Here is a 21,528-nt window from a genome sequence, read left to right as displayed (position 1 = left end):
CGGAGTCTGATATGTGTCGATTAAGCGCCATCAGTTCGGGGGAGTACACATCGGTGATGGATGCCATCATCGCCCTGGATACCATGAAGGAGGGGCATGACGGCTCCGGCCTGGGGGTTACCCTCAAGGATCTGGGCGGCGAGTTTGAACATCTCAAGGAGTATCCCATTCTCTCCGGCATCTGTACCGATGTGGGCCGGCGCCGGATCGACGAGTACATGGAGCGCTGCGGCTTCAAGGTCAAGTTCATGTGGGAGCCCCGGATCACCGAGGGACCGGGAATCAACGTCAGCCGCCGGGGCCACTACCTGGCCACCGCCTATCAGTACCCCGACGGCTATCTTGACCGGCCCCAGGCGGAGAAGGAGGAGCTGCTGACCCGGACCCGCCTGGAGCTGCGCCGCCAGGGGGCCGACGACGACTCTCTTTATGTTTTCTCCTTCTGGCCCGACGTGATCACCCTGAAGGAGGTGGGCGATCCCCTGGAGGTGGGCCGCTTTTTCGGCTTCGAGGAGAAACCGCTTACCGCCAGGGTGGTGTTGGCCCAGGGGCGGCAGAACACCAACTATTCAATCCAGCTCTACGCCTGCCATCCCTTTTTTCTCCAGGGCTACTGCACCATGACCAACGGCGAAAACACCGCCTTCGTGCCCAATCGGGACTTTCTTTCCGGCCGGGGTTTTAGCGGCTACACCGGCTACAACTCCGACTCGGAGGTGTTCTGTCACACCCTGCATTATGTCCATCACCGGCTGGGTTACCCCCTGCCCTACTACAAGGATATTGTCACCCCGCTCAAGGATAACGAGTTTTCCGGCCGCCCCGACGCCGCCGCCCTGGGCCTGCTCAAGCGCTCATTGCGGCAGCTCTGCATCGACGGCCCCAACTGCGTCATCGGCTTTCTTCCCGATGGTACCGTCTTTCTGACCCAGGACTCCAAAAAGCTGCGCCCCGGCATTGTCGGGGGGGTGCCCGGCCGCGTCGGGCTGATGAGCGAGGAGTGCGGGCTGGATCAGGCTCTGCCCCAACGTCAACGTCAAAACGACATCATTCCCATGCGCTACGACCTGGTGATCATTCCGCCGGGGGCGCAGGAGGTCAAGGTATGGAATCAGCGCAACGGCTCGATCACAACAGTGAATTGACTCTGCTGGAGTTTCCCTTCATCATCCGCTGGCGCGAGGATCGCTGCAGCCGCTGCGGCCGCTGCACCGCGGTCTGCCCCACCAAGGCCATCGAGGCCTCGGTGCTGGCCCAGCGGATCGTCCGCTCCGAGGGGGAAGATCCGCTGCCGGCCACCATTCGCCGGGTCAGCCAGGTTATCCGCCAGGTCAACGATATCGACCGCCATTGCGTGGGCTGCGGCACCTGCAGCCTGGTCTGCCCCAACATGGCGATCATGCCGGAATACAACCCCAACCACAAGTTCCTCTTCCACAAGAACCGGGGCGGTATCCCCTACGCCCGAGGGGGACGGCGCAATGATCCCTCCACCTCCACCCTGGACAAGCTGAAGTTCACCAGGATCTCCATGCTGACCGATCCCTCGCTGGACGCCGGTCGCCACGAGTTTCACATCCGCACCCTGATGGGTCGCAACCTGGCGCCGGAGGCCCTGCCCCTGGAGGAGCAAAACGGCCTGCTGCTGCCCAAAGCCGGCGGCTTCATCCCGCCGGTGCGGGAGATCTTTCCCATCCGGATCGGCGGCATGTCCATCGGGGCGCTGTCGCCGCCGATGTGGGAAGGGATGGCCATGGGGGTGGCCTACCTCAACGAGGTGGAGAATATCCCGGTGGTGATGTGCTCCGGCGAAGGCGGCCTGCCCCCCCGGCTGCTCAAATCCCGTTATCTGAAATATTTCATCCCCCAGATCGCCTCCGGCTATTTCGGCTGGGACGAGATCATCCACGCCCTGCCGGAGATGATCGAGGATCCAGCCGCCATCGAGATCAAGTACGGCCAGGGGGCCAAGCCGGGGGACGGCGGCCTGCTCATGGCCTACAAGGTGCTGAAGCTGATCGCCAAGATCCGCGGGGTGCCGATGTATGTCGATCTGGCCTCGCCGCCCACCCACCAGACCAAGTACTCCATCGAGGAGGCGGTGGCCAAGATGATCCAGTCGGTGAGCATGGCCTGGGGCTTCCGGGTGCCGGTCTACCCCAAAATCTCCGGCACCAAGACGGCCCTGGCGGTACTCAACAACCTGGCCCGCAACCCCTACGCCGCCGCTCTGACCATCGACGGCGAGGATGGCGGCACCGGGGCGGCCTACAACGTCTCCCTGGACAAGATGGGCCACCCCATTGCCAGCAACCTCCGTGACTGCTATCTGGAACTGGTCAAGGCCGGCAAGCAGAACGAGCTGCCGCTCTTTGCCGCCGGCGGGGTGGGCAAGGAGGCCAACCTGGCCGCCAACGCCGCCGCCCTGATCCTGCTGGGGGCCTCCGGGGTGGATATCGGCAAGTACATCATGCAGGCGGCGGCCGAGTGCTACGGCGATGAACGCAACCGCTGCAACCTCTGCAACCTGGGCCGTTGTCCCCGGGGGATCACCACCCAGGACCCCCGCCTCTACCGCCGGCTGGACGCCGACCGGGTGGCCGAACGGGTGGTGGATGTCTTCAAGACCGCCGAAACCGAACTGAAAAAGATCTTCGCCCCCATGGGCCGCAGCACCCAGTTGCCCATCGGCATGTCCGACGGCCTCGGGGTGGGCGACCGGGCCATCGCCGATCGTTTGCAAATCAGCTATGTCTGTTAGAGGGATGGATACCACAGTGATGAAGATACCAGGCAGTATTGACGATAAGCGGGTCTCCTCCCAGGAGTTGGAAGAGCGGGTACAGAACGCCCTGCGGGAGGGGGCTAAAGAGCTGGAGATCGAGGCCCGGGGGCAGCATGGGATCGGCGGCCGGATCTGGCCCAAGTACGCGCCGGTGAAGATCCGGGTCCATGGCCCCATCGGCCAGCGTTTGGGGGCGATGGGGATGTTCGGCACCGAAATCGTGGCCGAGGACGGCGCCTCCGATGATGTGGGCTGGCTCAACTGCGGGGCCCAAATCACCGTGCTGGGCGATGTCACCAACGGGGCCCACAACGCCGGGGCCCAGGGCATCCTTTACGTCCAGGGTTCCGGCGGCGCCCGCTGCGACACGATGACCAAGCACAACCCCCGCTTCGAGCCCCTGCAATCCTGGTATTTCCGTGATGTCGGCGACTCGTTTGCCGAGTTCAAGGCCGGCGGTATCGCCGTGGTTTGCGGGGTCAATCCCCGGCGACCGGAAAATATCCTGGGCTACCGTCCCTGCGTGGGGATGGTGGGCGGCACCATCTACTTTCGCGGCCCGGTGGAGGGCTACAGCGCCAAGGATGTCCAACTGCTGGAGCTCAACGAAGCCGACTGGCAGTGGCTCTGCGACAACATCAAGCCCTATCTCGCTGCCATCGACCGCCTCGATCACCTGGCGGAGCTGACCCGGGAGATCGCCGCCTGGCGCAAGCTGGTGGCCTATACCCCGGCCGAGAAGAAGGAGCGCGACAGCCGCCGGATGGCCACCTGGGAGTTCCGCCGCAGCCACTGGGAGCCGGCGGTGGGCAAAGGCGGGATCTTTGCCGAGATGATCGATCAGCCCTTCAGTCTGCTGCCCTTCATCACCCACGGCAAGGAGCGCCGTTTCGCCCCGGTCTGGCACAATGAGCGGCAACTGGCCCCCTGCGTGGCGGTCTGCCCCTCGGATATCCCCTCCCACCGCCGCTTTCAACTGCTGCGCCAGGGCCGGGAGGAGCAGGCCGTGGAGCTGGTCCTGCAATACAGCCCCTTTGCCGCCACGGTCTGCGGCGAATTGTGTCCCAACATCTGCATGAAGGCCTGCAGTCGCAAGATTGTGGACCGGCCCCTGGATATCAAGGGACTGGGCCGGGCCGGGCGCCGAATCGCCGCCCCCAAACCGGCGGCGGCCACCGGCAAGCAGATCGCCATCATCGGCGGCGGTCCCGCCGGCCTTTCCGCCGCCTGGCAGCTGATGCTCAAGGGCCATGGGGTTACCGTTTACGAGCGCGCGGCCCGCGTCGGCGGCCGCCTCTGGCAGAGTGCCGAACAGGGCAAGGTGGATCCGGCAATCCTGGAAGATGATCTGGCCCGACTCACCGGCAGTCCCATCGCCATCAAACTTGACACCCCGGTGGAGCAGAAGCTTTTCCGGCAACTCCGGCAGGAGAACGACGCGGTGATCATCGCCTGCGGCAGCGGCGACAAAGAGGGTGAGGAGCTGGCCTTTCTGCCCCCGGAGGTGGAGCGCCGCAAAGGCAAGATTATCGTCAATCGCTTGGGCCAGACCGGCGACCTCCAGGTTTTCGCGGTGGGCGATCTGGTCAGCCGCGGCCTGCCCACCCATGTTATCGGCAGCGGCCGCCGGGCGGCCCTGGCGGTGGATGCCCTGCTCACCGGCAGTCAGTACGAACCGGAAAGCCGGCCCACCATCCCCTACGCCAAGCTCAAACTGGAATATTTCGCCTTCCAGCGGGGCGAACTGCGCGATCCGGCGGCGGGGATTCCCGGTGGAGCGCCCCAGCCCCTGGCCGCCCTCAACGGCACGGTGGATATGGCCAGCGAGGCCCAGCGCTGCATCTCCTGCGGCTTCTGTCGCGATTGTCATATCTGCGAGCACACCTGCCACTACGGGGCGATCTCGCGGGAGGATCTGGGGGAGGGCAACTTCCGCTATCTGGTGAACGAGGAGCGCTGCATCGGCTGCGGCTTCTGCGCCGGGGTCTGCCCTTGCGGAGTCTGGGAGATGCGGGAGTTATAAGCGGGTTCCGGGCCGGCTTATAACTCCTCGTCGGTGAGATAATCCTTGAGCTTGGCCAGCATGGAGTCGGGCAGCTCTTCGTCGTGGATGAAGGCGCTGGCCTCCTCGCCGGTGATCTGTTGTTTGATCTCCAGCGGCAGGGCCCTGAGAATGGCCACCTTCTGGGGATTGGGTTTTTTCCTGTGAGATTCTTGCTCGACCATGTTCATCCTCGAAATCGGTTGGGGTTGAGTTTCAATTACAGCCCGCCACCCCTCGGCTGTCAAGGAAAAACCGAGCAACTTTTACCTTGCCAACCCCAGAACTTCGCTCCTATAGTCAATAATGGGCCGTTCGCCCAACCAACCTTAACCGGGAGATGATTCCGATGATCCGCGTAGTTGTGCTGTTACTGCTGCTGCTTGCGGCCCTGCTGGCCGGCTTCGTGATCCTTAACTGGGCCGCCTTCCTCACTGTTTTTCCCCTCTCCCTGGGGGTCACCGAAGTGGACGGCCCCCTGGGGCTGATCATGCTGCTGCTTGCGGCCCTGCTGGCCGGGCCGAGCTTGGTTTACGCCATCTATGTCCGTCAGAGCAGCCTGCTCCGGGCCGGCCGCACCGCCGAGGAGATGCAGGAGCTGCGCAAGCTGGCTGAGCGGGCCGAAACTTCGCGTTACACCGCGCTCCGCGAGTTCATGGCCGCCGAAACGCAAAAACTGAGCGAACAGAACCATCAGCTGCGGGCGGAACTGCGGGCCGATCTGGAAAAACTGGCCGCCCGCCTGGAGGCCCCGGCTGGCGCCCCTGCCCCTGCCGACGAGGAAGAGGTCCTTGATCTCGACCTGAACGAAAGGGAGTCAAATTAGCTTTGACGCCCGCCCCTCTTTTGGCTAGAATTGGTGGGATTACTGAATTTTAAGCAACCCGCCTGACCCGACCACGACAAATGCTCCCCCAAGGAGGACACCATGCGCAAATTGATCCGTTATTTCGGCAAACCCCTCTGCCTTCTGCTGCTCACCGCCTTTGTCCTGCTGGACCTGAACGTCTATTCGGCAAAAGCCGGCCTGATCGGCACCGAGGCGATCCTGACCGTTCAGGCCAACGACGAGGCCCGGGCCCGGGTGGCCCTGTTCCTGGAAAGAGACGAGGTGAGACAAGCCCTGGCCCGGCATGGGATCAGCCCGGCGGAAGCCGGCAGCCGGGTAGCCGCCCTGACCGACGCGGAGGTGCTGCGGCTGGCCGAAGAGATCGACCACCTGCCCGCCGGGGCTGGAGTCGGCACCATCGTGGGCGCGGCGGTCTTTGTCTTCATCGTGCTGTTGGTCACCGACATTCTCGGTTTCACCAAGGTGTTCCCCTTCACCCGCTCCGTCCGCTAGAGGCAAGAAAAAGGCGCGGAGGTTATGGCCTCCGCGCCTTTGATCAGACCGCTACAGCTCCTCGATATTTTTCCGCAACTGCCCAATCTGCAGGCCCAGCGAAACGCACTGCTTGCCCTCCATGCACTGCTGGGCTTCGGGCTCCTCGAGGTAGGTCTTGAGTTCGTGGTCGCCCTTTTTCAGGTCAACCACCCAGGCCTTCTCGGAATCGTCATAATCAACCTTCAAGTCGATACCGCAGGAGCCGATCTCCGGGAAAACCTCCTTGATCTTGTTGCACAACTCTTCCTTGCTGGGCATGAGGTACCTCCTGTTTTCCTTATTTGTCACTTTGTAACACCGATTTGTTACTTTCGATTGTAGGTACGGGAAGAGTGATTGTCAACACGAAGCGCAAAAGCCCGGTTGCCTCCCCGGGCCCACTCGCGGTATGGTACTAAAATGAACAATCCCACCGAAACCGGCCCCTGGGCCACTCCCATCGCCACCGGCCTGACGGGTTGCTTCGACACCCAGGGCAATGAGATTCCCTGCCCAGGCAGCGGCCAGGACGGGGAAACCAGTTACGGTCTGCCCTGGCCCCACCCCCGTTTCCAGGCGGGTGACGGCCTGGTGCGGGACAATCTTACCGGCCTGACCTGGAGCCAAAACGCCAACCCCAACGATTTTCCCATCGACTGGTCCGAAGCCCTGGAACTGGTGGCGGCCATGAATGAGGAGCAGGCTTTGGGCCATGACGACTGGCGGCTGCCCAACCGCCGCGAGCTGCTCAGCCTGATCAGCTACCAGGCCAGAAAACCAGCCCTGCCCATGGGCCATCCCTTCAGCAACTTTTTCCTGGGCTGGTACTGGACCTCCACCACCGCCGCCATCAACCCCGCCTACGCCTGGTATATCCACCTGGAGGGCGGTCGGATGTTTTACGGTCGCAAGGATCAGCAATATCTCTGCTGGCCGGTGCGGGGCCAGAGCCCGATCCTGGCCGCGACCGGCCAGACCCTCTGCCATGACCAGGAGGGCAGGGTGATCGACTGCCTGGGCAGCGGCCAGGACGGCGAGTTCCGCCACGGCATCCCCACCCCCGCCCCCCGCTTTCTGGTTGACGGAGCCACGGTCCGTGACCGCCACACCGGCCTGATCTGGCTGCGGGACGCCAACCATTTCCAGACCCCGCTGAGTTGGCAACAGGCCCTGGAGGCGATGGTCCAAATAAACCGGCAGGGGCTCGGCGGCCGACGCGCCTGGCGATTACCCCCGATCAACGCCTTGGAATCACTGGTTGATTGCAGCCGGCACAGCCCGGCCCTGACGACCGATCATCCCTTCCTCAATCTCCAGGAGGTTTACTGGTCGGCCACCACCAGCTACTTTGAAACCGACTGGGCCTGGGCCCTGTATCTCCACAAAGGCGCCCTGGGGGTCGGCCACAAACCTTCCACCCGTTTTGCCCTCTGGCCGGTCTGCCTGCCAGCCCGGTTGGAACAAGGTTGATCCACCCTGAACGCGAGATACCTGCCGGTTTGGGGACAGAATCAGCCCTTAAGACGATACCCCAGCCCCCGCACCGACTCGATCATCCGCCCCGCCGGGCCCAGTTTTTTTGCGCAGGCTGGACATATGAACATCCACCGTCCGCATGCTGATGCTGTACTCGTAGCCCCGAACATCGTCGATGATCTGGGGGCGGGTAAAGACCCAACCAGGCCGGCGGGCCAGAAGTTTCAGGATGTCGAATTCGGTGAGGGTAAGCACCACCGGCTTGCCCCCGACGGTGGCCTCGAAACGGGCCGGATCAAGAAAAAGATCTCCCAGCTGGATGGGTTCCGCCTGTTCATTATCCCCTTCGGTCCCGGTGGCCCCTCGCCGCCGCAGGTTGGCCAAGATCCGGGCCACCAGCACTTGGGGACTGAAAGGCTTGGTCACGTAATCGTCTGCTCCACCGGCCAGGCCGGAGATGATATCATCCTCCTCGCTTTTGGCGGTCAGCATCACCACCGGAATATTCTTTAACTTTTCGGTTCGGCGAATGGCCTGACAGACCTCCTGGCCATTGATTCCCGGAAGCATCATATCCAGCAGGGCCAGATCAATCGGTTCACCGCCAAGTTTCTCCAGAGCTTCCTCGCCGGACTGGGCCAGGATCACCCGAAAGCCCGCCTTGGTCAGGGTATAGCTTAACAGTTGCAGAATATCCTTCTCATCCTCAACCACCAGCAGGGTTTTGCGCCGCATTCTCCACCTCGTCAAACACTCTCCGCCCACCGGCCGATTCCACCCTGAAACCCACCGTCGGCGTGACGAATTAAATGTTCGCAAGCCGTTGATCCACCAACACCGGATTATGCCGCCCACAACCCACTTGCGTTCTTTAACATTTAGTCCCGATCTGTTATGCTCGGGTCAGCGTTTGATTAGATAAATGCGCCAAAAACTTACCAAAACATAACCAAAAGCTAACCCGGGACCGCTAGGCTGGCACAATACCGGCCAACCATGGACAACCCACTTCACAGACCAGGCAGCGGCTGGAGCCGGCAATCAAACAGGACCGCACAATGAAGCTGATCAAAGGCAAGAAGGTTTCGCCCCCCACCCCCATGGAAGAGAGCCCCGAAGTAACCCCCGAAGATGAGGCCCGCTTTGCCGCCATCACCAACATCGAACTGAGCCCGGAGCAAGAGCGGCGGATCACCGAGCCCCCCCAAATCTTCCCCCGCCAGAAAAGTGTGCTGGCCGTCCATTGGCACCCGGAGTTCGTGGAGATGGATTTGATCAGGCAACGGGTGGAAAACCTGTACCCTCGAGCCATCGAAAAGCTGATCATCCCCACCCAGCACAACCGGATCACCGCCTACGACGAATACTGCGGGGTGGAAGTTGACTGCTACTCCCGGGGCTTCCAGCGCAAGGTACAGCTGTTGCTCCATTTCCACCGGGACCGGCTGGAGAAAACGGGGGTGCTGCAAGGGGCCTTGGAGCATACCTTCCAGTACAGAGCCTCCCAGCTTTTCGATCTGCTGACTACCCTCACTAAGCCTGACTCCGAGCGGGTCAACCGGGCCGCCCGGGAAACCGGCGCCGAAGACAGCACCATCGAGTTTGTCCGCATCCAGGCGGCCAAACTGGAGGCCCTGCTGGAGCAGCACTACGACACCCTGCCCCCGGATGTGATCAAGAATCGCCTGGCTCGCAACTTTCTCGACACCCTGCGGGGGGTTTACGACAACAAAACCATCAACCGGGCCCAGGTTTTCCTGCGCCAGGTCAAGCAGGATGTCAAGGGAGCCTTTCCCCTCAACTTTTTCTACCGCACCTCGGAGATCATCGAGGAGGCCCGCGGCATTGGCGCCGGGATCGTCATCCCCCATCCCGAAGAGTTCTGGCCGGTCCTGCTGGCCGATTATGATGTGGATGGTTACGAGGTCTGGAACCCGCAATCCCGGGAATACACTGACTTTCTGATCACGGTTCTAGCCGGCAAGAATCGGCGGCGGGGGCAAAAAGAACGGCCCCTGCTGGCCTTCATGGGCGACGACACCCATTTCAGCGAAAAGATAAAGGCCCCGGAGGATCAGGATAAAAGCAAGCGGGACCGGGAGATCGGCCTGCAACCCCCTTGGGATGATTTAAACCTGCGCAAGAAGCTGATTGTAACCGAAATGGACCGGGAAACGGTAATTCAGGAGTATAAAGCCCGCCTGGATTCCTGAGCGAACAGTCACCCGCCCCCCCCTGCTGCCGGACCATCCCCTTTCACCCTTCCTTCACCCACTCCTTTTCGTTACCTGATTCTTTTTTAACCCACCCTTAACAATAGGCTACTACCCTGCCGGGAGATGAAAACGGGTTGCCATCGGCAATCTTTCTTCATCCGGACCGGCGGGTTTCCCCTCCTCCCCTCCCCCGGTCCTTTTTTGGGCAATTAAGCGGCTGCTCCATGCTTGCCTGGCGGGCTGCAGCGGCGACGACATAACCCATATTGTCGCCAGCAACCATAACAGTCCGTTGAAAAAACCATCCCTGGCTTTTTCAACTAACGGTTGGCCAAAGATGGCTTTGGCCAACCTCACGAATTCATTGCCACTTTCAGTGCCAACGAATTCGGCGGCCCGTCCATGGGCCGCTAACAGCCCGTTTTTCAACGGGCTGATAAGCTAGGGGCAGATGCTCCAGCCCGGCCTTATCCAGCTTACTAACACTGGGACGACCAGTAAGACTCATCAATTTCAGAGAGGGACAATGTCATGCGCAAGAAAAGTATCGGACTCGGTTTTAGGATGAAGAAGACAGCGCTGCTCATAGCCGGCGCCGCCGCCTTGGCAACCGCCGCCCCGGCCCTTGCCGGGGAGTACCTCCCCGGTGATTTCCACCAGCACACCCTGTACACCGACGGCAGCCACAAGTTCTTCGACAGCATGGCCGCAAACAACCATTTTGGCCTCCACTGGTGGGCCAACAGCGAGCACGGCGGCAAACGCAACCGTGATGGGAACGGCAATTACTGGGACGACCCCACGGTCTACCCCGTGAACCCGATCCTCGGCGATTACAATGAGAGTAGCGGCCACCAGAATATGTGGCGGTGGCAGGGCCTGCGGGACTACGTGTTCCCCGACATCCTGAAAGCCCGCGCGCTCTACCCCGACAAGGTCATCATCAGCGGCTTTGAGTGGAACCCGCCGGGCCACGAGCACACCTCCACGGCCATCCACCAGTACGACGGAACAGCCACCGCCATCAGTGAGTTCGAATTCCGCTTTGACCGCGGCGACGACGACAACAGCCGTAACGGTGAACCCAGCCTGCTCGCGAATTACGGCTGGGGGCCCCTGGCAAAGACCAACGGCTACATTTATCCTTGCGGCATGAACGACTGCAGGGAGAGCAAAGATCGCGAGTCTGCCAAGCTGGATGCCATCGAAGCCGTCCGGTTCATGCAGGCCCTGGTGGGCAACGGCATCGCCGACGCCTGGGTGGTCCCGGCCCACGTGGAGCGCGCCCACGCCTACTTCATCGAAGACTTCCGCAACTGGATGGACGCCGGTCCGGAGGTGGCCATCGGCTTCGAGGGGGCCCCAGGGCACCAGACCTCCGGTGACCGAGGCTTCAGCCGGACCTCCCTGGGCGGCGGCACCTACGGCGGGACAGGTTTCTATGCCGCGACGATCGGCGGCCTGTGGGATGGCCTCCTGGCCGAGGGGCGCCAGTTCTACAAATTCGCCAGCTCGGACGACCACCGCAACTGGCGCCAGGGCGGCAGCGACTTCGCGCCCGGCGAGTACCAGAGGAACTACACCTACATCGACACGGATGCCGCCGACCCGATCCAGGCGGTGTTCGACGGCGTCAAGTCCGGGAACTCCTGGAACGTCCAGGGCGATCTGATTGACGAGCTCGAGTTCACGGCCCACGGCCAGGGCAAAACCAAGGCCATGATGGGTGAGACCCTGGAAGTGAAGGCCGGCAACATGGTCACCCTCAAAATCAAGGTCCGCGACCCCAACACCCCCAACAACTGCCCCCTGGACATGGACAACCCCTCCCTGGCCCAGATCGGCATCTATCAGCCCCTGAACATGCCGGTGTTGGACCACATCGACCTGATCGCCGGCACCATCACCGGCAACGCCCCGATGACCGACCTTTCGGACGTGGCGAATCGTAGCTACGAGAATACCGACTACGGCACCGACACCGCGGTGGTGACCACCTTCGAGCGCCGCGGCGGTGCCGACAAGGACGGGTACATGACCTACGTGTACAAGTTCAGGGCCGACAAGGACATGTTCTTCCGCCTGCGCGGCACCAATTTGCCGGCCAACGTGCCCTTCGAGACCGACGCGGAAGGCAACCCTCTGGCCGACTCCCTGGCGCACGACAACATCTACGCCAGCATGGACCCGGCAGTCCTGGAAGCCCGTCTGCTCGAAGGCGTGGAGATCGACACCAACAGCAAGCTGGCCGAGGTGGCCGAGGCCTATGCTGACCTGTGGTTCTACAGCAACCCGATCTTCGTAAAGGTCGTCGAGTAGAAGCGCTCACCACCCCACCGTTGCCAAGGGAAGGGGGGCTTCACCCCCTTCCCTTGTTCCGTTCCTGGTGTTGATGACCGGACCGGCAGGGCTACACCCAACACCCTGCCGCAATCCTGATCCTCATTTTATTAACCCTTAACAATATCCACTTAAAATGGAGACAGACCCTGCAGCCCGCCCTTATCCAGCTAACAATACCAAGGAGAATGACCATGCCCTGCCATCAATTACGAACCCACTCAGGCCGGGACTCAACCTGGTCGGTATCAACCTGTGGCGCCGACAACAGCCTCTATGTGCCCAGCCTGGCCGAACAGGCCCGTTACTGCCGCTCCGGCTCCCATCGGGACTGCCCCCTCTACTGTCAGGCCAGGGTTTACGAAAAGCCCCTGCGGCCGGCGGAATACGGGCGCTGCTCCTTTTCTCCCCTGCTCCGCGCCGCCTGAACCAGGGCCCATGGGACCGGCTTTTTAACGATCACCAAACGAGACTACCCCGTGTTTCCGGAAACCAGCGAAGAGCCCGCCGCCCTTAAGCAGCCTTTTACACCGGGGTTTGTGATGGGTGTGAGGCCCTGCTCCGCAACAGCGGCGAACTGGGTTTTGCTTCCATCCCCGAACTTTTCAACACCGCCCACCGTGACGGGATGCTGGCCGAGGTGGAGCCAGCCCTGCGTGCCATGGCGATCCGCAAATTCATGGAGATCCCCTTTCGGCAAGGACATTCTCCGCAATCGGGCCACCGCCACCGGCAACATCAGCCAATTCATCACCCGAATTCCGGTAACCGAAATTCGCCCCAAGGTTGAGAACATTCTGGAGATATTCTCCCTCAATCCCGAGTGCGAGGGCACCCTGGTCACCGACGACGGCAAATATCGGGTTTTTTTGAGCGCCAACGCCCTGCTCAGGCTGCTCTTTGAAAAAAATATCGAAGAGGCGCGGGACCAGAACCCGCTGACCAAATTGCCCGGCAATTTCCAGGTCAGCCGCTTTGTCTCGGAAGGCAACAGCGACAGCGACCACATCCACGTTTACTGCTACTTCGATTTTGATAACTTCAAGCCTTTCAACGATAAATACGGGATGCGCACCGGTGATCGGGCCATCCTGATGTTCGCCGATATTCTCAAGGAAACCACCAACCGGATCCGTTGTTTTGTCGGTCATGCGGGCGGGGATGATTTTTTCCTGGGGTTCAAACTGGACCGGGAAAATATCACCATCGCCCATTGTCGGGAAATTGTCCGCGAACTGAGCCGCCGTTTTCCCCTGCTGTCGGTGAGCGCCGCCATGCTCACCCTCTTCAAGGAAGGGGTAAAACTTTATTCGCTGGAGGAGATTTTCACCGTTCTGGCCGAACTTAAGAAACAAGCCAAGCTCTCCCCGCAGAAGTTTGCGGCCCTGGACCTGAACGAAAAGGAGGGCAACGAGTCTAACCGTGAGCTTTGAAAACAACCTTCCGAGGAACCGCGCTTACGGAATCAGACCATGGGCCCAGCCGGTGCAGGTTGTCCAGAAACTGGCCGCCACCGGAACCCCGCAGGCCATGGCTTCCAACATCACCAGGCCAAAGGTATCGGTACGGCTGGGAAAGACAAAAACATCGGCCGCCGCCAGATGGGCCGCCAGCTCCTCCCCCTTCTTGTAACCCGGGAAAACGACCTCGGGATATTCACGCCGCAAACGCTCAAGGTCGGGGCCGTCTCCAATCACATATTTGCTGCCAGGCAACTTCAACCGCAGAAAGTCTTCAATACTCTTCTCCGCCGCCACCCGGCCGGCATAAAGGAAAAGCGGTCGGGGACCGGCGAGAAATTTTTTATCCCGGGGCTTGAACAGCTCGGCATCCACCCCCCGGGACCAAATTTTCAACGAACCAAAACCGCGGGCGGCCAGTTCGGCGGCCAAGGGGGCAGTGGCCACCATGGTGGCGGCGGCGGCGCCGTGAAAACGGCGCATAACCCCATAGGACCAGGCGGTGGGAATCGGCAACCGCAAACGGATATATTCGGGAAACCGGGTGTGATAGGAGGTGGTGAACCCCAACCCCCGCCGCCGGCAATAACGGCGGGCGGCCCAGCCCAGAGGCCCCTCGGTGGCGACATGGATGGCCTCGGGCCGGAAATTATCCAGCAGCCGGACCATCTTGCGGTATGGCAGCAAAGCCAGCGGGGTTTCGGGATAACCAGGGCAGGGCAGGGTCTGAAAAAGATTGGGGGTGACGGTAAAAACCCGATGCTGCCAGGATTCCAGCTGGGCGATGGTTCGGGTCAGGGTGGTCACCACCCCGTTGACCTGGGGGTGCCAGGCATCACTAACGATGGCTATTCTCATGGCCAGCGCCCTCAATCAAGAACCGGAGCCAGCGCGGAAGGGACTTCCCGGGCGGCAACCGGCCCGACCGAGGGGACAGCCCCCGGACCCTGGCCGGCAAGCCCTTTAACCGGGGACTTTACCGGCACGGCCACGTCCACCGGCAGGGGCTGCAGCCCGGCCGCGGTCCAGCGGACCAGGGCGAGATCACCGGCATGATTCTCGGTGAGGGCGGTATTGCTCTCCACCCAGTCGCCGATATTGCCGTAAAAAAAACCGCCCATCTCCTTGATGACGGCATGGTGGACATGGCCACAGATCAGACCCGAAACCCGCCGGCGGCGAATTTCGGCCAACACTGTCTCCTCGAAGCGGCCAACGAAGTTCACCGCCCGTTTGGCCAGGTTTTTCAGCCAAGCCGAAAGCGACCAGTATTCCAGGCCCAACAGCCGACGGCCACCATTATAAAACCGGTTGAGATAAAGGAGGTAGTCATAGGCATATCCGCCCAGGCGGGCCAGCCAGCGACGGTTACTGGTTACACAGTCGAACTCGTCGCCGTGCTTGACCAGCAGCCGCAGCCCGGCGGCGGTTTCATGAACCGCGTCGGCCCGCAATTCAACCCCGCCGATGGAGCCGCCCACATAGTCCCGCAGGGCTCCGTCATGATTGCCCGGAATATAAAAAATCCTGGTCCCGTTAGCGGCCTTGGCCAGAATCAGCTCCACGATCCGGTCATTGACCGCCGGCCAGTGCCAGCCCCGCCGTACTTTCCAGAGATCGATGATATCACCCACCAGGTAAAGGTACCGGGATTCGGTACGCTCCAGAAACCGGTAAAGCGCTTCCCCGTCGGCTCCCCTGCTGCCCAAATGGGTGTCCGATAGCCAGATGGTGCGAAAGGTGTGTTGCTGCATCAGCCGCCTCCTTAGAGATTCATGTTGATCCTGATTGCGACCATGCCGTAAATCGATCCAGCCTGGCCAACCAAATCGGGGCAACCACATGATGGAGGTTAGAGAATGATTATTTTGATTTTATGGGGGGGTTGGTCTATTTTTAATTAATAAAAAAAAGGTTTATTTCCAGGTAATTATCAGCTAGGCTGAGGGCGAAAAAGGGAGAGTGCGTAATGTCGAGTTCAGAGGCCAACCACCCCGGAAAGGCAACCCGCAAAAAACCAGGGGCGCCATTGACCAGATTGTGGCGGGCCTGGGGCTATTCCCTGGCCGGCCTGCGGGCCGCCTGGGAGGAAGAGGCGGCTTTCCGTCAAGAGGTCACGCTCTGCCTGATCCTGGCCCCCACCGCCCTCTGGCTGGGCGCTTCCGGTCTGGAAAGAGCCCTGCTCATGGGCAGTCTCTTGCTGGTGCTGCTGGCCGAACTGTTCAACAGCGCCATCGAGGCGGTGGTGGATCGTCACGGCAATGAGTACCACCCCCTGGCCGGCCGGGCCAAGGATATGGGCTCGGGCGCCGTGTTGATCGCCCTGCTCAACGCCGGCTGTGTCTGGGCCCTGCTCCTGGTCGACAAATTTGTCTGATCATCGCCCGGGCGTTAAACAGAGGTAATGGAGCTTGCCTTGCCTCCGGCAAAACATTAGGCTTATCAATAAAAACCGTTAACGGTGGAGAACCTGACCATGGGCGATGACAAGAAAGGAAAAAAGGATAAAGAACTGGACAAAAAACTCTGCAAACTGGCCAAAAGCGATTTTTTGACCGACTCCCTCAAGGAGTATATAGGTCTGGTCAGCAAAGGCAAATATCTCTGCCGCAAATGCGGCCGGGTGGCCGGCCGGAAAAAGAATCTCTGCAAGGCGGAGGCCTTATAGGGTTTTTATGGCGGCAAGCAACTCAAACGATGGGCCCAAAGGGGAGACCGAGCCGACGGAGCTGGCTCCGTTCGTTGGCCCCAAAATCAAAAAATCTTCCCTGACCTCCACCAGCGCCATCCAGCGGGCGGTGGGCCGGATGGACTCCAAGATCAAGGCCATGAGCGTGGAAGGCCGGGTCAAAAAGATCATGGAGTTGATGAAGCGGCAGGACAAGGATCGCCTGATCCGGGAAATTCTGCTGGAATACTACGCCGATGAGGAGCTGAAACCCTACCAGGCCGAGTTGATCAAGCTGCAGCGGCACCTTGAAAAAAACAACATGAAGATGATCATTCTCTTCGACGGCCGCGACGCCTCGGGCAAGGGGGGCACCATCCGCCGGGTCACCCGCTACATGAACGAAAAACGCTACCGGGTGGTGGCCCTGGGCAAGCCCAGTTCCGACCAGAAGACCGAACTGCACATCAAGCGCTACATCCAGCAGTTCCCCCATGCCGGCGAGATCGTGCTCTTTGACCGGAGCTGGTACAACCGGGCCATGGTGGAGCCGGTGATGGGATTCTGCACCGATGAGCAGTACAAGCGTTTCATGAAAAAGGTGGTTACCTACGAGAAAAATTTTCTCGATGACGGCGGCAAGACCATCCTGATCAAACTCTACTTTTCCGTTTCCAAGGAGGAGCAGCAGCGCCGTTTCGAGCGGCGCAAAAACGATCCCCTCCGCCAGTGGAAGCTCAGCGAGGTGGATCTCCAGGCCCAGGAACTCTGGGATGAGTTCACCAAAAAGAAATTCCTCCTGCTCAAGAAGACCAATACCCCGAAAACCCCTTGGTTCATCATCCGCTCCAATGACAAACACCTGGCCCGACTGGAAACCATCAAGCTGATCCTCGGCCGGGTCCGCTACCGGGGCCGCAACCGCAAGCTCGACTACACCCCCAACCCCGACGTTGTCATCCCCGGAAACAAGGAGTTGAAAAACATGCAGCAGGAGTTCAAGCAATTTGGCAAATTCCTGAGCTGACCGGAAGCGATCCCCCCCGCTCAACGAAATGACCGCCCTTAAAAATAAGGACAGGGGTAATGGCAAGAAGTTGGCCGCCTGCCAGCGGGAGGTCTGGGATGATAAGCACCGAGCGGTCTGGGTCAAACACGAAACCCTGACCTATGAAAAGGAGTTGGTCAAGCTGCAGATTGAACTGCTCAAGTACCAGACCCATATCAAACGGCAGGGGATGCGGGTTATGATCCTGTTCGAAGGCCGGGACGCGGCGGGCAAGGGCGGCACCATCCAACGGATCATGCAGCATCTCAACCCCCGGGGCGCCCGGGTGGTGGCCCTGGAGCAGTGGGACAACTACACGGTACGCAAGTTTCAGATGCTCAGTGAAACCAACCGCAGCCTGAGTCCCTGGACCATCATCCGCTCCAACAACAAGAAAAAGGCCAGGATCAACTGCATCAAGCATATTCTCTCCATGGTTGACTATGCCGACAAACTGTCGGCCGAGGAGTTAACCATCGATCCCAAAATCGTTATCTCGGGAATCGATGAACTCCGCTTCATGGAGGAAAACCTGATGAGCGGCAACACCCTGCCGGGCTGACCGCGGGGAAAATCGAAAGATCAAGACTGCCGGGGTTTCTTGGGATAATCGTAAAAAAGCGGGCGGCCGCCGGCCTGCTCGATTTTCCCCCAGGAAAGTACCGAAAAATCCAGGGCCAGCAGGCCGCAGGTGGGGATGTTACCGATCCGCTCGCCGCTGAGCCACTCGGCCAGGATGGTGAGAGCGGGGTTGTGACCGACCAGCAGAACCCGCGCCATGCCGTCTTCGATCCCCCGCAGGATGGAAAGCAGACCCTCCAGGTCGGCGTGGTAAATCTCCTCGACCCAAACGATCTTCCCCGCCGGGTAGCCCAAGGCCGCGGCAAAGATCTTGGCGGTCTTGCGGGTTCGGCGGGCGGGGCTGGCCAGGATCAACTCGGGGATGAAGGCCCGCTCGCGCAAACGGCCGGCCATCTCCGGGGCATCCCGTTTGCCCCGCTGGTTCAGAGGGCGCTCAAGGTCGCTCAACCCCTGCTCCTTCCAGCTTGACTTGGCGTGACGCAACAAACAGAGAGTTTTCATTCTTATCTTACCCCGACCCCTTTCAGCCAACTAACCATAGGCGCTTATCTCGCGGCGATCAGCCTTGCCAGCTCATCCCAGAGCTCCCGATAGGCCCGAGCGGCGGGGGAGCCGGCAAAGCCGGCCGCCACCGGCGAACGGGTCAGGCCCATGCGTTCGATTTCAGCCAGGTAAGGGATAGCACTTTGCAGGAAACGGTATTCTGGGGCGCCGGCCAGCTCACTCATCACCTCCCGATGCAGGCGCTTGCGGCCCTCCACCATGGAGAAGAAGGGCACGATCTTGTTCCGGTCCAGTTTTTCGGCGGCGAAAAAATCCAGCAGTTTGGTTAAGGTCAAAGTGGAAAGGGTGGTGGGAATGCAGGGAACCACCACGTAATCCGCCGCCCGGAAGATGTTTTCCGACACCAGGGTGATGTTGGGTGGACAGTCGAGAAAGATGTAATCATAGGCCCCGGCTAAACGGCGAAAAATATCTTTCAGAGCCTTGCGGGAGTCGGTATCCCCCAGGGACAGATCCAGCTTGCGATAGGAAAAGGCGGCCGGCAGGATGTCCAGGAACTCATAGTCGGTGCCCTTGATGTTTTTCTCCATCTCCTTGCCGCCCTGGAGCAGCTTCTTGCGACCGAACTTGCGGGCCGGCCGCACCCGGAAATAGTAGGAAGCCGCCCCCTGGGGGTCCAGGTCGCAAATCAGGGTGGCATGCCCCGCCACCGCCGCGGCATGGGCCAGATTAACCGTGGTCGCGGTCTTGCCCACTCCCCCTTTGATGCTGTACAGAGCGATGGTTTTTGCCATGGTCACTCTTCCGGGCAGAATTTTTTACGATGACCGCAACCCTCGAACGCCTTGAAGGTTTTGGCGAAATCCCGACGCACCCGGCCCTGCTCCCGGCTGAGCTGGGTAATCAAACCGCCGATGGCCGCCGCCGCGGCGGTGATCCCGGCAGCGCGTCTGGCCCCGCTCCGGCCCAGATCGGCCAAAAAGTGTCGCAGGGCCTCCTGTTGAACGAAAAGATCATTGAACGCGCCCAGGTTGTCCTGCAGCTTCTTGGTTCGGCTGATCAGGGGGGTGATCTCCTCGGGGGGAAAGATGGCGGCAAAGAATTCAAAAAGATAACGCAGTTTTTTACAATCCAGCCGCAGGGCATGCAGGGCCTCATCGGGGGAATCCGGCCCAATGGCCCGGCCATGTTTCAGCAGCCGGGCACAGGCGGCGGCGATCGCCTTTTCCGCCAGGGGCAGTACCGGAACCAGGGCGTTGGCCGGAGCGGCGACGCCATCCTCTCCCTGCCAGGGGTCGTGGCCGGCCAGGAATTCGCCCCACCTGGTCATGATCCGGCGATAATCGGCGCCTTTCATCCAGCGCGCCAGCTTTTTGAACTCCCGGCCCCGCTCCTCGGCCAACACGGCAAAAATTGGCTCCAGACCCTCATGGAGGCCGGAGGGCAGCATCTGCCGATACTCCTCCCTTTGCAGCAGATAAACATCAAGATCGCGCAGACGGTTGCTCCTTCTGGCCAGGTCGGCCAATTGGGAGCGAAAATGTTTGGCGGAAGCGGGCAGAACTTTCTTAATTTGGGCCATGGCCGCCCGGCTGCGGCGCAGAGCCACCCGGAAATCGTGGAGAAACTCACTGTCCAGGTCGGCGATGATCCCCGCTTCGTTGAGGCGCATCACCCGGTACTGATGGCGCAGGATCTCCAAGGCCGCCTTGGCCGCCGGCCAATCCGGTCCCAGTTGGGGAACTGTTTTCTTCCCCGCTTCCAGGTCGAAACCGGCATGGCGGTATAGATGGGCCGCCAACCGGCTCACCGGCGGCAGGTTTTGTGGCTCCAGAATCGCCAGCGCCTCACGCTCCGGCTTGCGATAACCGGTAACGGGCTCCAAGACCAAGGTGTGCAAGGGCTCCGGAGCCACCCCTTTTGCCGGTCCAGGTTGGGGATCGGAGCGCCAGGCAACCCGGCGGACCTCCATTCGCCGCCAACGGCAACGCAAAACCAGCTTGTCATCGCGGTTACGAATTTCCCAGGACCGGCTTTGGGCACGCAGATCAAGCAGGGGCAACACCGCCCGCATGGCGATGACCGGGGCCAGGTGCTCCCGCAGGGGGCCGGCGGGGAAATCATGGCTGAATTTATGGCCGCCGCCCTTACCCGGGGCGCGGGCAAACTCCCGGCCGTCATCGGCACCGTAAAGCTGATAACCGTCCCGCCCATGGACCAGGAGCAAACCACGGCCGAGCAGCCGCCAGTCGAAGGTATCAAAGAGGCGGCTTTTGTGAGTCAAAGACCGCTCCTCAATCACCCGGTAGCCCAAACTGGCCATCTCCTCCGGCAGATATTCCGGGGCCAGGTCGGGGGGAACCAGAAATTCTTTGCCACTTTTCTGCTTGTTCATAACCAGACAGTCAAGTCAGATCGGGGAGGGATGTCAACCTAAATCGAACGGCCAAGCAGCTCAGAGGATCGTGAAAGCAGCAGGAAGAGTTGACGAAAGCGCTATAACCCGCGCCAGGGATCAGGGACGGGCGAGCAGGCACGATTTGCGGGCGATGCTTGCCCGCAGGGCCCGGGTATGCTCCATGGGGACCCGGCACTCCTCGAAGACCTCGAGCCAGCGGGCCAGACCAGAGCGGACCTGATCATAAAGGCGGGCAATTTTGCGGGACGAAAGGCCGAATCTCCTGCCCTCGGCCACCAGATCGGCATATTCCACCTCCCGGTGCTTGCCGTTGACCAGCAGGATATGCTCGGTCTGGAAGATGTTGGGCACGATATCGTAGGCCGGTGAGAGCCGCCACCCCTCCCCGGTGTGGAGGCAGGCGAAATTCTGCAGATGATCGTCGGTATTCTGCAAATGGAGGTTGACCGCGAGCTGCCGGAACAGCATCGCCAGATCCCGCTCCGGCTGAAAGGAAAAACGGCGGAGGATGCCGGCCATCTCGTCGTAGGAGATCACGAAGGGATCTTCGGCGCCAGTCAGGGTACGCATACTGACCAGGGCGTTGCGCCCCCCCTGGGGGGTGGTATCGAAACGCTCCACCAGCA

Annotated in this window: 23 protein-coding genes; 14 read left to right on the top strand and 9 right to left on the bottom strand. The window is 60.9% G+C overall.

Features of this window, described 5'->3' with window-relative positions:
• The first annotated feature begins 11 nt into the window (after window positions 1-11).
• From ACHHRT_RS11250 to ACHHRT_RS11240, 3 genes are read left to right on the top strand one after another with little or no spacing between them, the layout of a single operon-like run.
• Window positions 12-1,145, top strand: a complete 1,134-nt coding sequence (locus ACHHRT_RS11250) for a class II glutamine amidotransferase domain-containing protein (RefSeq protein ID WP_395499869.1) — start codon at window positions 12-14, stop codon at window positions 1,143-1,145.
• The gene (locus tag ACHHRT_RS11245) at window positions 1,106-2,761 is read left to right on the top strand and encodes a glutamate synthase-related protein (RefSeq protein ID WP_395499868.1); all 1,656 of its coding nucleotides are present in this window, start codon (window positions 1,106-1,108) and stop codon (window positions 2,759-2,761) included. Before ACHHRT_RS11250 ends, ACHHRT_RS11245 begins: the two co-directional genes overlap by 40 nt.
• 19 nt (window positions 2,762-2,780) lie before the next feature.
• A complete protein-coding gene (locus ACHHRT_RS11240; protein WP_395499867.1) occupies window positions 2,781-4,808 on the top strand; it encodes an FAD-dependent oxidoreductase in 2,028 nt (675 codons plus the stop codon).
• A gap of 17 nt (window positions 4,809-4,825) precedes the next feature.
• On the opposite strand, the gene ACHHRT_RS11235 is transcribed toward ACHHRT_RS11240, so the two are convergent.
• Entirely contained in the window at window positions 4,826-5,011 is a 186-nt protein-coding gene (locus tag ACHHRT_RS11235) for a hypothetical protein (protein WP_395499866.1), read from the bottom strand.
• Window positions 5,012-5,175: 164 nt separating this feature from the next.
• Between ACHHRT_RS11235 and ACHHRT_RS11230 the strand changes: the two genes are divergently transcribed.
• Both ACHHRT_RS11230 and ACHHRT_RS11225 read left to right on the top strand, forming a co-directional pair.
• Complete coding sequence (locus ACHHRT_RS11230) at window positions 5,176-5,652, top strand: hypothetical protein (RefSeq protein WP_395499865.1); 477 nt, start codon at window positions 5,176-5,178, stop codon at window positions 5,650-5,652.
• Between the two features lie 102 nt (window positions 5,653-5,754).
• Window positions 5,755-6,168, top strand: a complete 414-nt coding sequence (locus ACHHRT_RS11225) for a PA2779 family protein (RefSeq protein WP_395499864.1) — start codon at window positions 5,755-5,757, stop codon at window positions 6,166-6,168.
• Window positions 6,169-6,219: 51 nt separating this feature from the next.
• Here ACHHRT_RS11225 and ACHHRT_RS11220 read toward each other — a convergent pair whose 3' ends face one another.
• Window positions 6,220-6,468 carry a hypothetical protein gene (locus ACHHRT_RS11220; protein WP_395499863.1) on the bottom strand — a complete coding sequence of 83 codons (249 nt, stop codon included), beginning with the start codon at window positions 6,466-6,468 and terminating at the stop codon, window positions 6,220-6,222.
• Between the two features lie 141 nt (window positions 6,469-6,609).
• Between ACHHRT_RS11220 and ACHHRT_RS11215 the strand changes: the two genes are divergently transcribed.
• Window positions 6,610-7,659 carry an Lcl C-terminal domain-containing protein gene (locus tag ACHHRT_RS11215; RefSeq protein WP_395499862.1) on the top strand — a complete coding sequence of 350 codons (1,050 nt, stop codon included), beginning with the start codon at window positions 6,610-6,612 and terminating at the stop codon, window positions 7,657-7,659.
• Window positions 7,660-7,707: 48 nt separating this feature from the next.
• On the opposite strand, the gene ACHHRT_RS11210 is transcribed toward ACHHRT_RS11215, so the two are convergent.
• Window positions 7,708-8,400 carry a response regulator transcription factor gene (locus ACHHRT_RS11210; protein ID WP_395499861.1) on the bottom strand — a complete coding sequence of 231 codons (693 nt, stop codon included), beginning with the start codon at window positions 8,398-8,400 and terminating at the stop codon, window positions 7,708-7,710.
• Between the two features lie 323 nt (window positions 8,401-8,723).
• Between ACHHRT_RS11210 and ACHHRT_RS11205 the strand changes: the two genes are divergently transcribed.
• The 4 genes from ACHHRT_RS11205 to ACHHRT_RS11190 all read left to right on the top strand — a co-directional run bounded on the left by ACHHRT_RS11205 (window position 8,724) and on the right by ACHHRT_RS11190 (window position 13,654).
• Window positions 8,724-9,878, top strand: coding sequence for a hypothetical protein (locus ACHHRT_RS11205; protein WP_395499860.1), 1,155 nt, complete (start codon window positions 8,724-8,726; stop codon window positions 9,876-9,878).
• A 567-nt stretch (window positions 9,879-10,445) separates the two neighbouring features.
• A complete protein-coding gene (locus ACHHRT_RS11200; RefSeq protein WP_395499859.1) occupies window positions 10,446-12,200 on the top strand; it encodes a CehA/McbA family metallohydrolase domain-containing protein in 1,755 nt (584 codons plus the stop codon).
• Between the two features lie 215 nt (window positions 12,201-12,415).
• Window positions 12,416-12,649 (top strand): hypothetical protein, encoded by a 234-nt coding sequence (locus tag ACHHRT_RS11195; RefSeq protein WP_395499858.1) that lies wholly within the window; start codon window positions 12,416-12,418, stop codon window positions 12,647-12,649.
• 228 nt (window positions 12,650-12,877) lie between these two features.
• Complete coding sequence (locus tag ACHHRT_RS11190; RefSeq protein ID WP_395499857.1) at window positions 12,878-13,654, top strand: diguanylate cyclase domain-containing protein; 777 nt, start codon at window positions 12,878-12,880, stop codon at window positions 13,652-13,654.
• 24 nt (window positions 13,655-13,678) lie between these two features.
• Here the strand turns inward: ACHHRT_RS11190 and ACHHRT_RS11185 are convergent, their stop codons facing one another.
• Both ACHHRT_RS11185 and ACHHRT_RS11180 read right to left on the bottom strand, forming a co-directional pair.
• Window positions 13,679-14,539 (bottom strand): glycosyltransferase family 4 protein, encoded by an 861-nt coding sequence (locus ACHHRT_RS11185; RefSeq protein WP_395499856.1) that lies wholly within the window; start codon window positions 14,537-14,539, stop codon window positions 13,679-13,681.
• 11 nt (window positions 14,540-14,550) lie between these two features.
• A complete protein-coding gene (locus ACHHRT_RS11180) occupies window positions 14,551-15,435 on the bottom strand; it encodes a UDP-2,3-diacylglucosamine diphosphatase (protein WP_395499855.1) in 885 nt (294 codons plus the stop codon).
• Window positions 15,436-15,650: 215 nt separating this feature from the next.
• Here ACHHRT_RS11180 and ACHHRT_RS11175 point away from each other — a divergent pair, with 215 nt between their 5' ends.
• The 4 genes from ACHHRT_RS11175 (at window position 15,651) to ACHHRT_RS11160 (ending at window position 17,959) form a co-directional block, all read left to right on the top strand.
• Window positions 15,651-16,058 carry a diacylglycerol kinase gene (locus ACHHRT_RS11175; RefSeq protein WP_395499854.1) on the top strand — a complete coding sequence of 136 codons (408 nt, stop codon included), beginning with the start codon at window positions 15,651-15,653 and terminating at the stop codon, window positions 16,056-16,058.
• Window positions 16,059-16,142: 84 nt separating this feature from the next.
• Entirely contained in the window at window positions 16,143-16,349 is a 207-nt protein-coding gene (locus ACHHRT_RS11170) for a hypothetical protein (protein WP_395499853.1), read from the top strand.
• Window positions 16,350-16,356: 7 nt separating this feature from the next.
• A complete protein-coding gene (locus tag ACHHRT_RS11165; RefSeq protein ID WP_395499852.1) occupies window positions 16,357-17,376 on the top strand; it encodes a polyphosphate kinase 2 family protein in 1,020 nt (339 codons plus the stop codon).
• Between the two features lie 28 nt (window positions 17,377-17,404).
• Window positions 17,405-17,959, top strand: coding sequence for a polyphosphate kinase 2 family protein (locus ACHHRT_RS11160; protein ID WP_395499851.1), 555 nt, complete (start codon window positions 17,405-17,407; stop codon window positions 17,957-17,959).
• Window positions 17,960-17,979: 20 nt separating this feature from the next.
• On the opposite strand, the gene ACHHRT_RS11155 is transcribed toward ACHHRT_RS11160, so the two are convergent.
• The 4 genes from ACHHRT_RS11155 to ACHHRT_RS11140 all read right to left on the bottom strand — a co-directional run.
• A complete protein-coding gene (locus tag ACHHRT_RS11155; protein WP_395499850.1) occupies window positions 17,980-18,480 on the bottom strand; it encodes a SixA phosphatase family protein in 501 nt (166 codons plus the stop codon).
• Window positions 18,481-18,524: 44 nt separating this feature from the next.
• Window positions 18,525-19,277: a ParA family protein gene (locus ACHHRT_RS11150; RefSeq protein ID WP_395499849.1), complete on the bottom strand. Its 753-nt coding sequence runs from the start codon at window positions 19,275-19,277 to the stop codon at window positions 18,525-18,527.
• Between the two features lie 2 nt (window positions 19,278-19,279).
• Window positions 19,280-20,878 (bottom strand): CHAD domain-containing protein, encoded by a 1,599-nt coding sequence (locus tag ACHHRT_RS11145; protein WP_395499848.1) that lies wholly within the window; start codon window positions 20,876-20,878, stop codon window positions 19,280-19,282.
• 120 nt (window positions 20,879-20,998) lie between these two features.
• The coding region (locus ACHHRT_RS11140; RefSeq protein ID WP_395499847.1) for a HipA domain-containing protein at window positions 20,999-21,528 on the bottom strand (530 nt) is incomplete at its 5' end.

Origin of the sequence: Desulfurivibrio modestus (assembly GCF_044068625.1) — a bacterium.
Taxonomy (GTDB): Bacteria; Desulfobacterota; Desulfobulbia; order Desulfobulbales; family Desulfurivibrionaceae; genus Desulfurivibrio.
The sequence above is the reverse complement of the archived record's forward strand: the minus strand, read 5'-3'. Positions and strand labels throughout refer to the sequence as shown.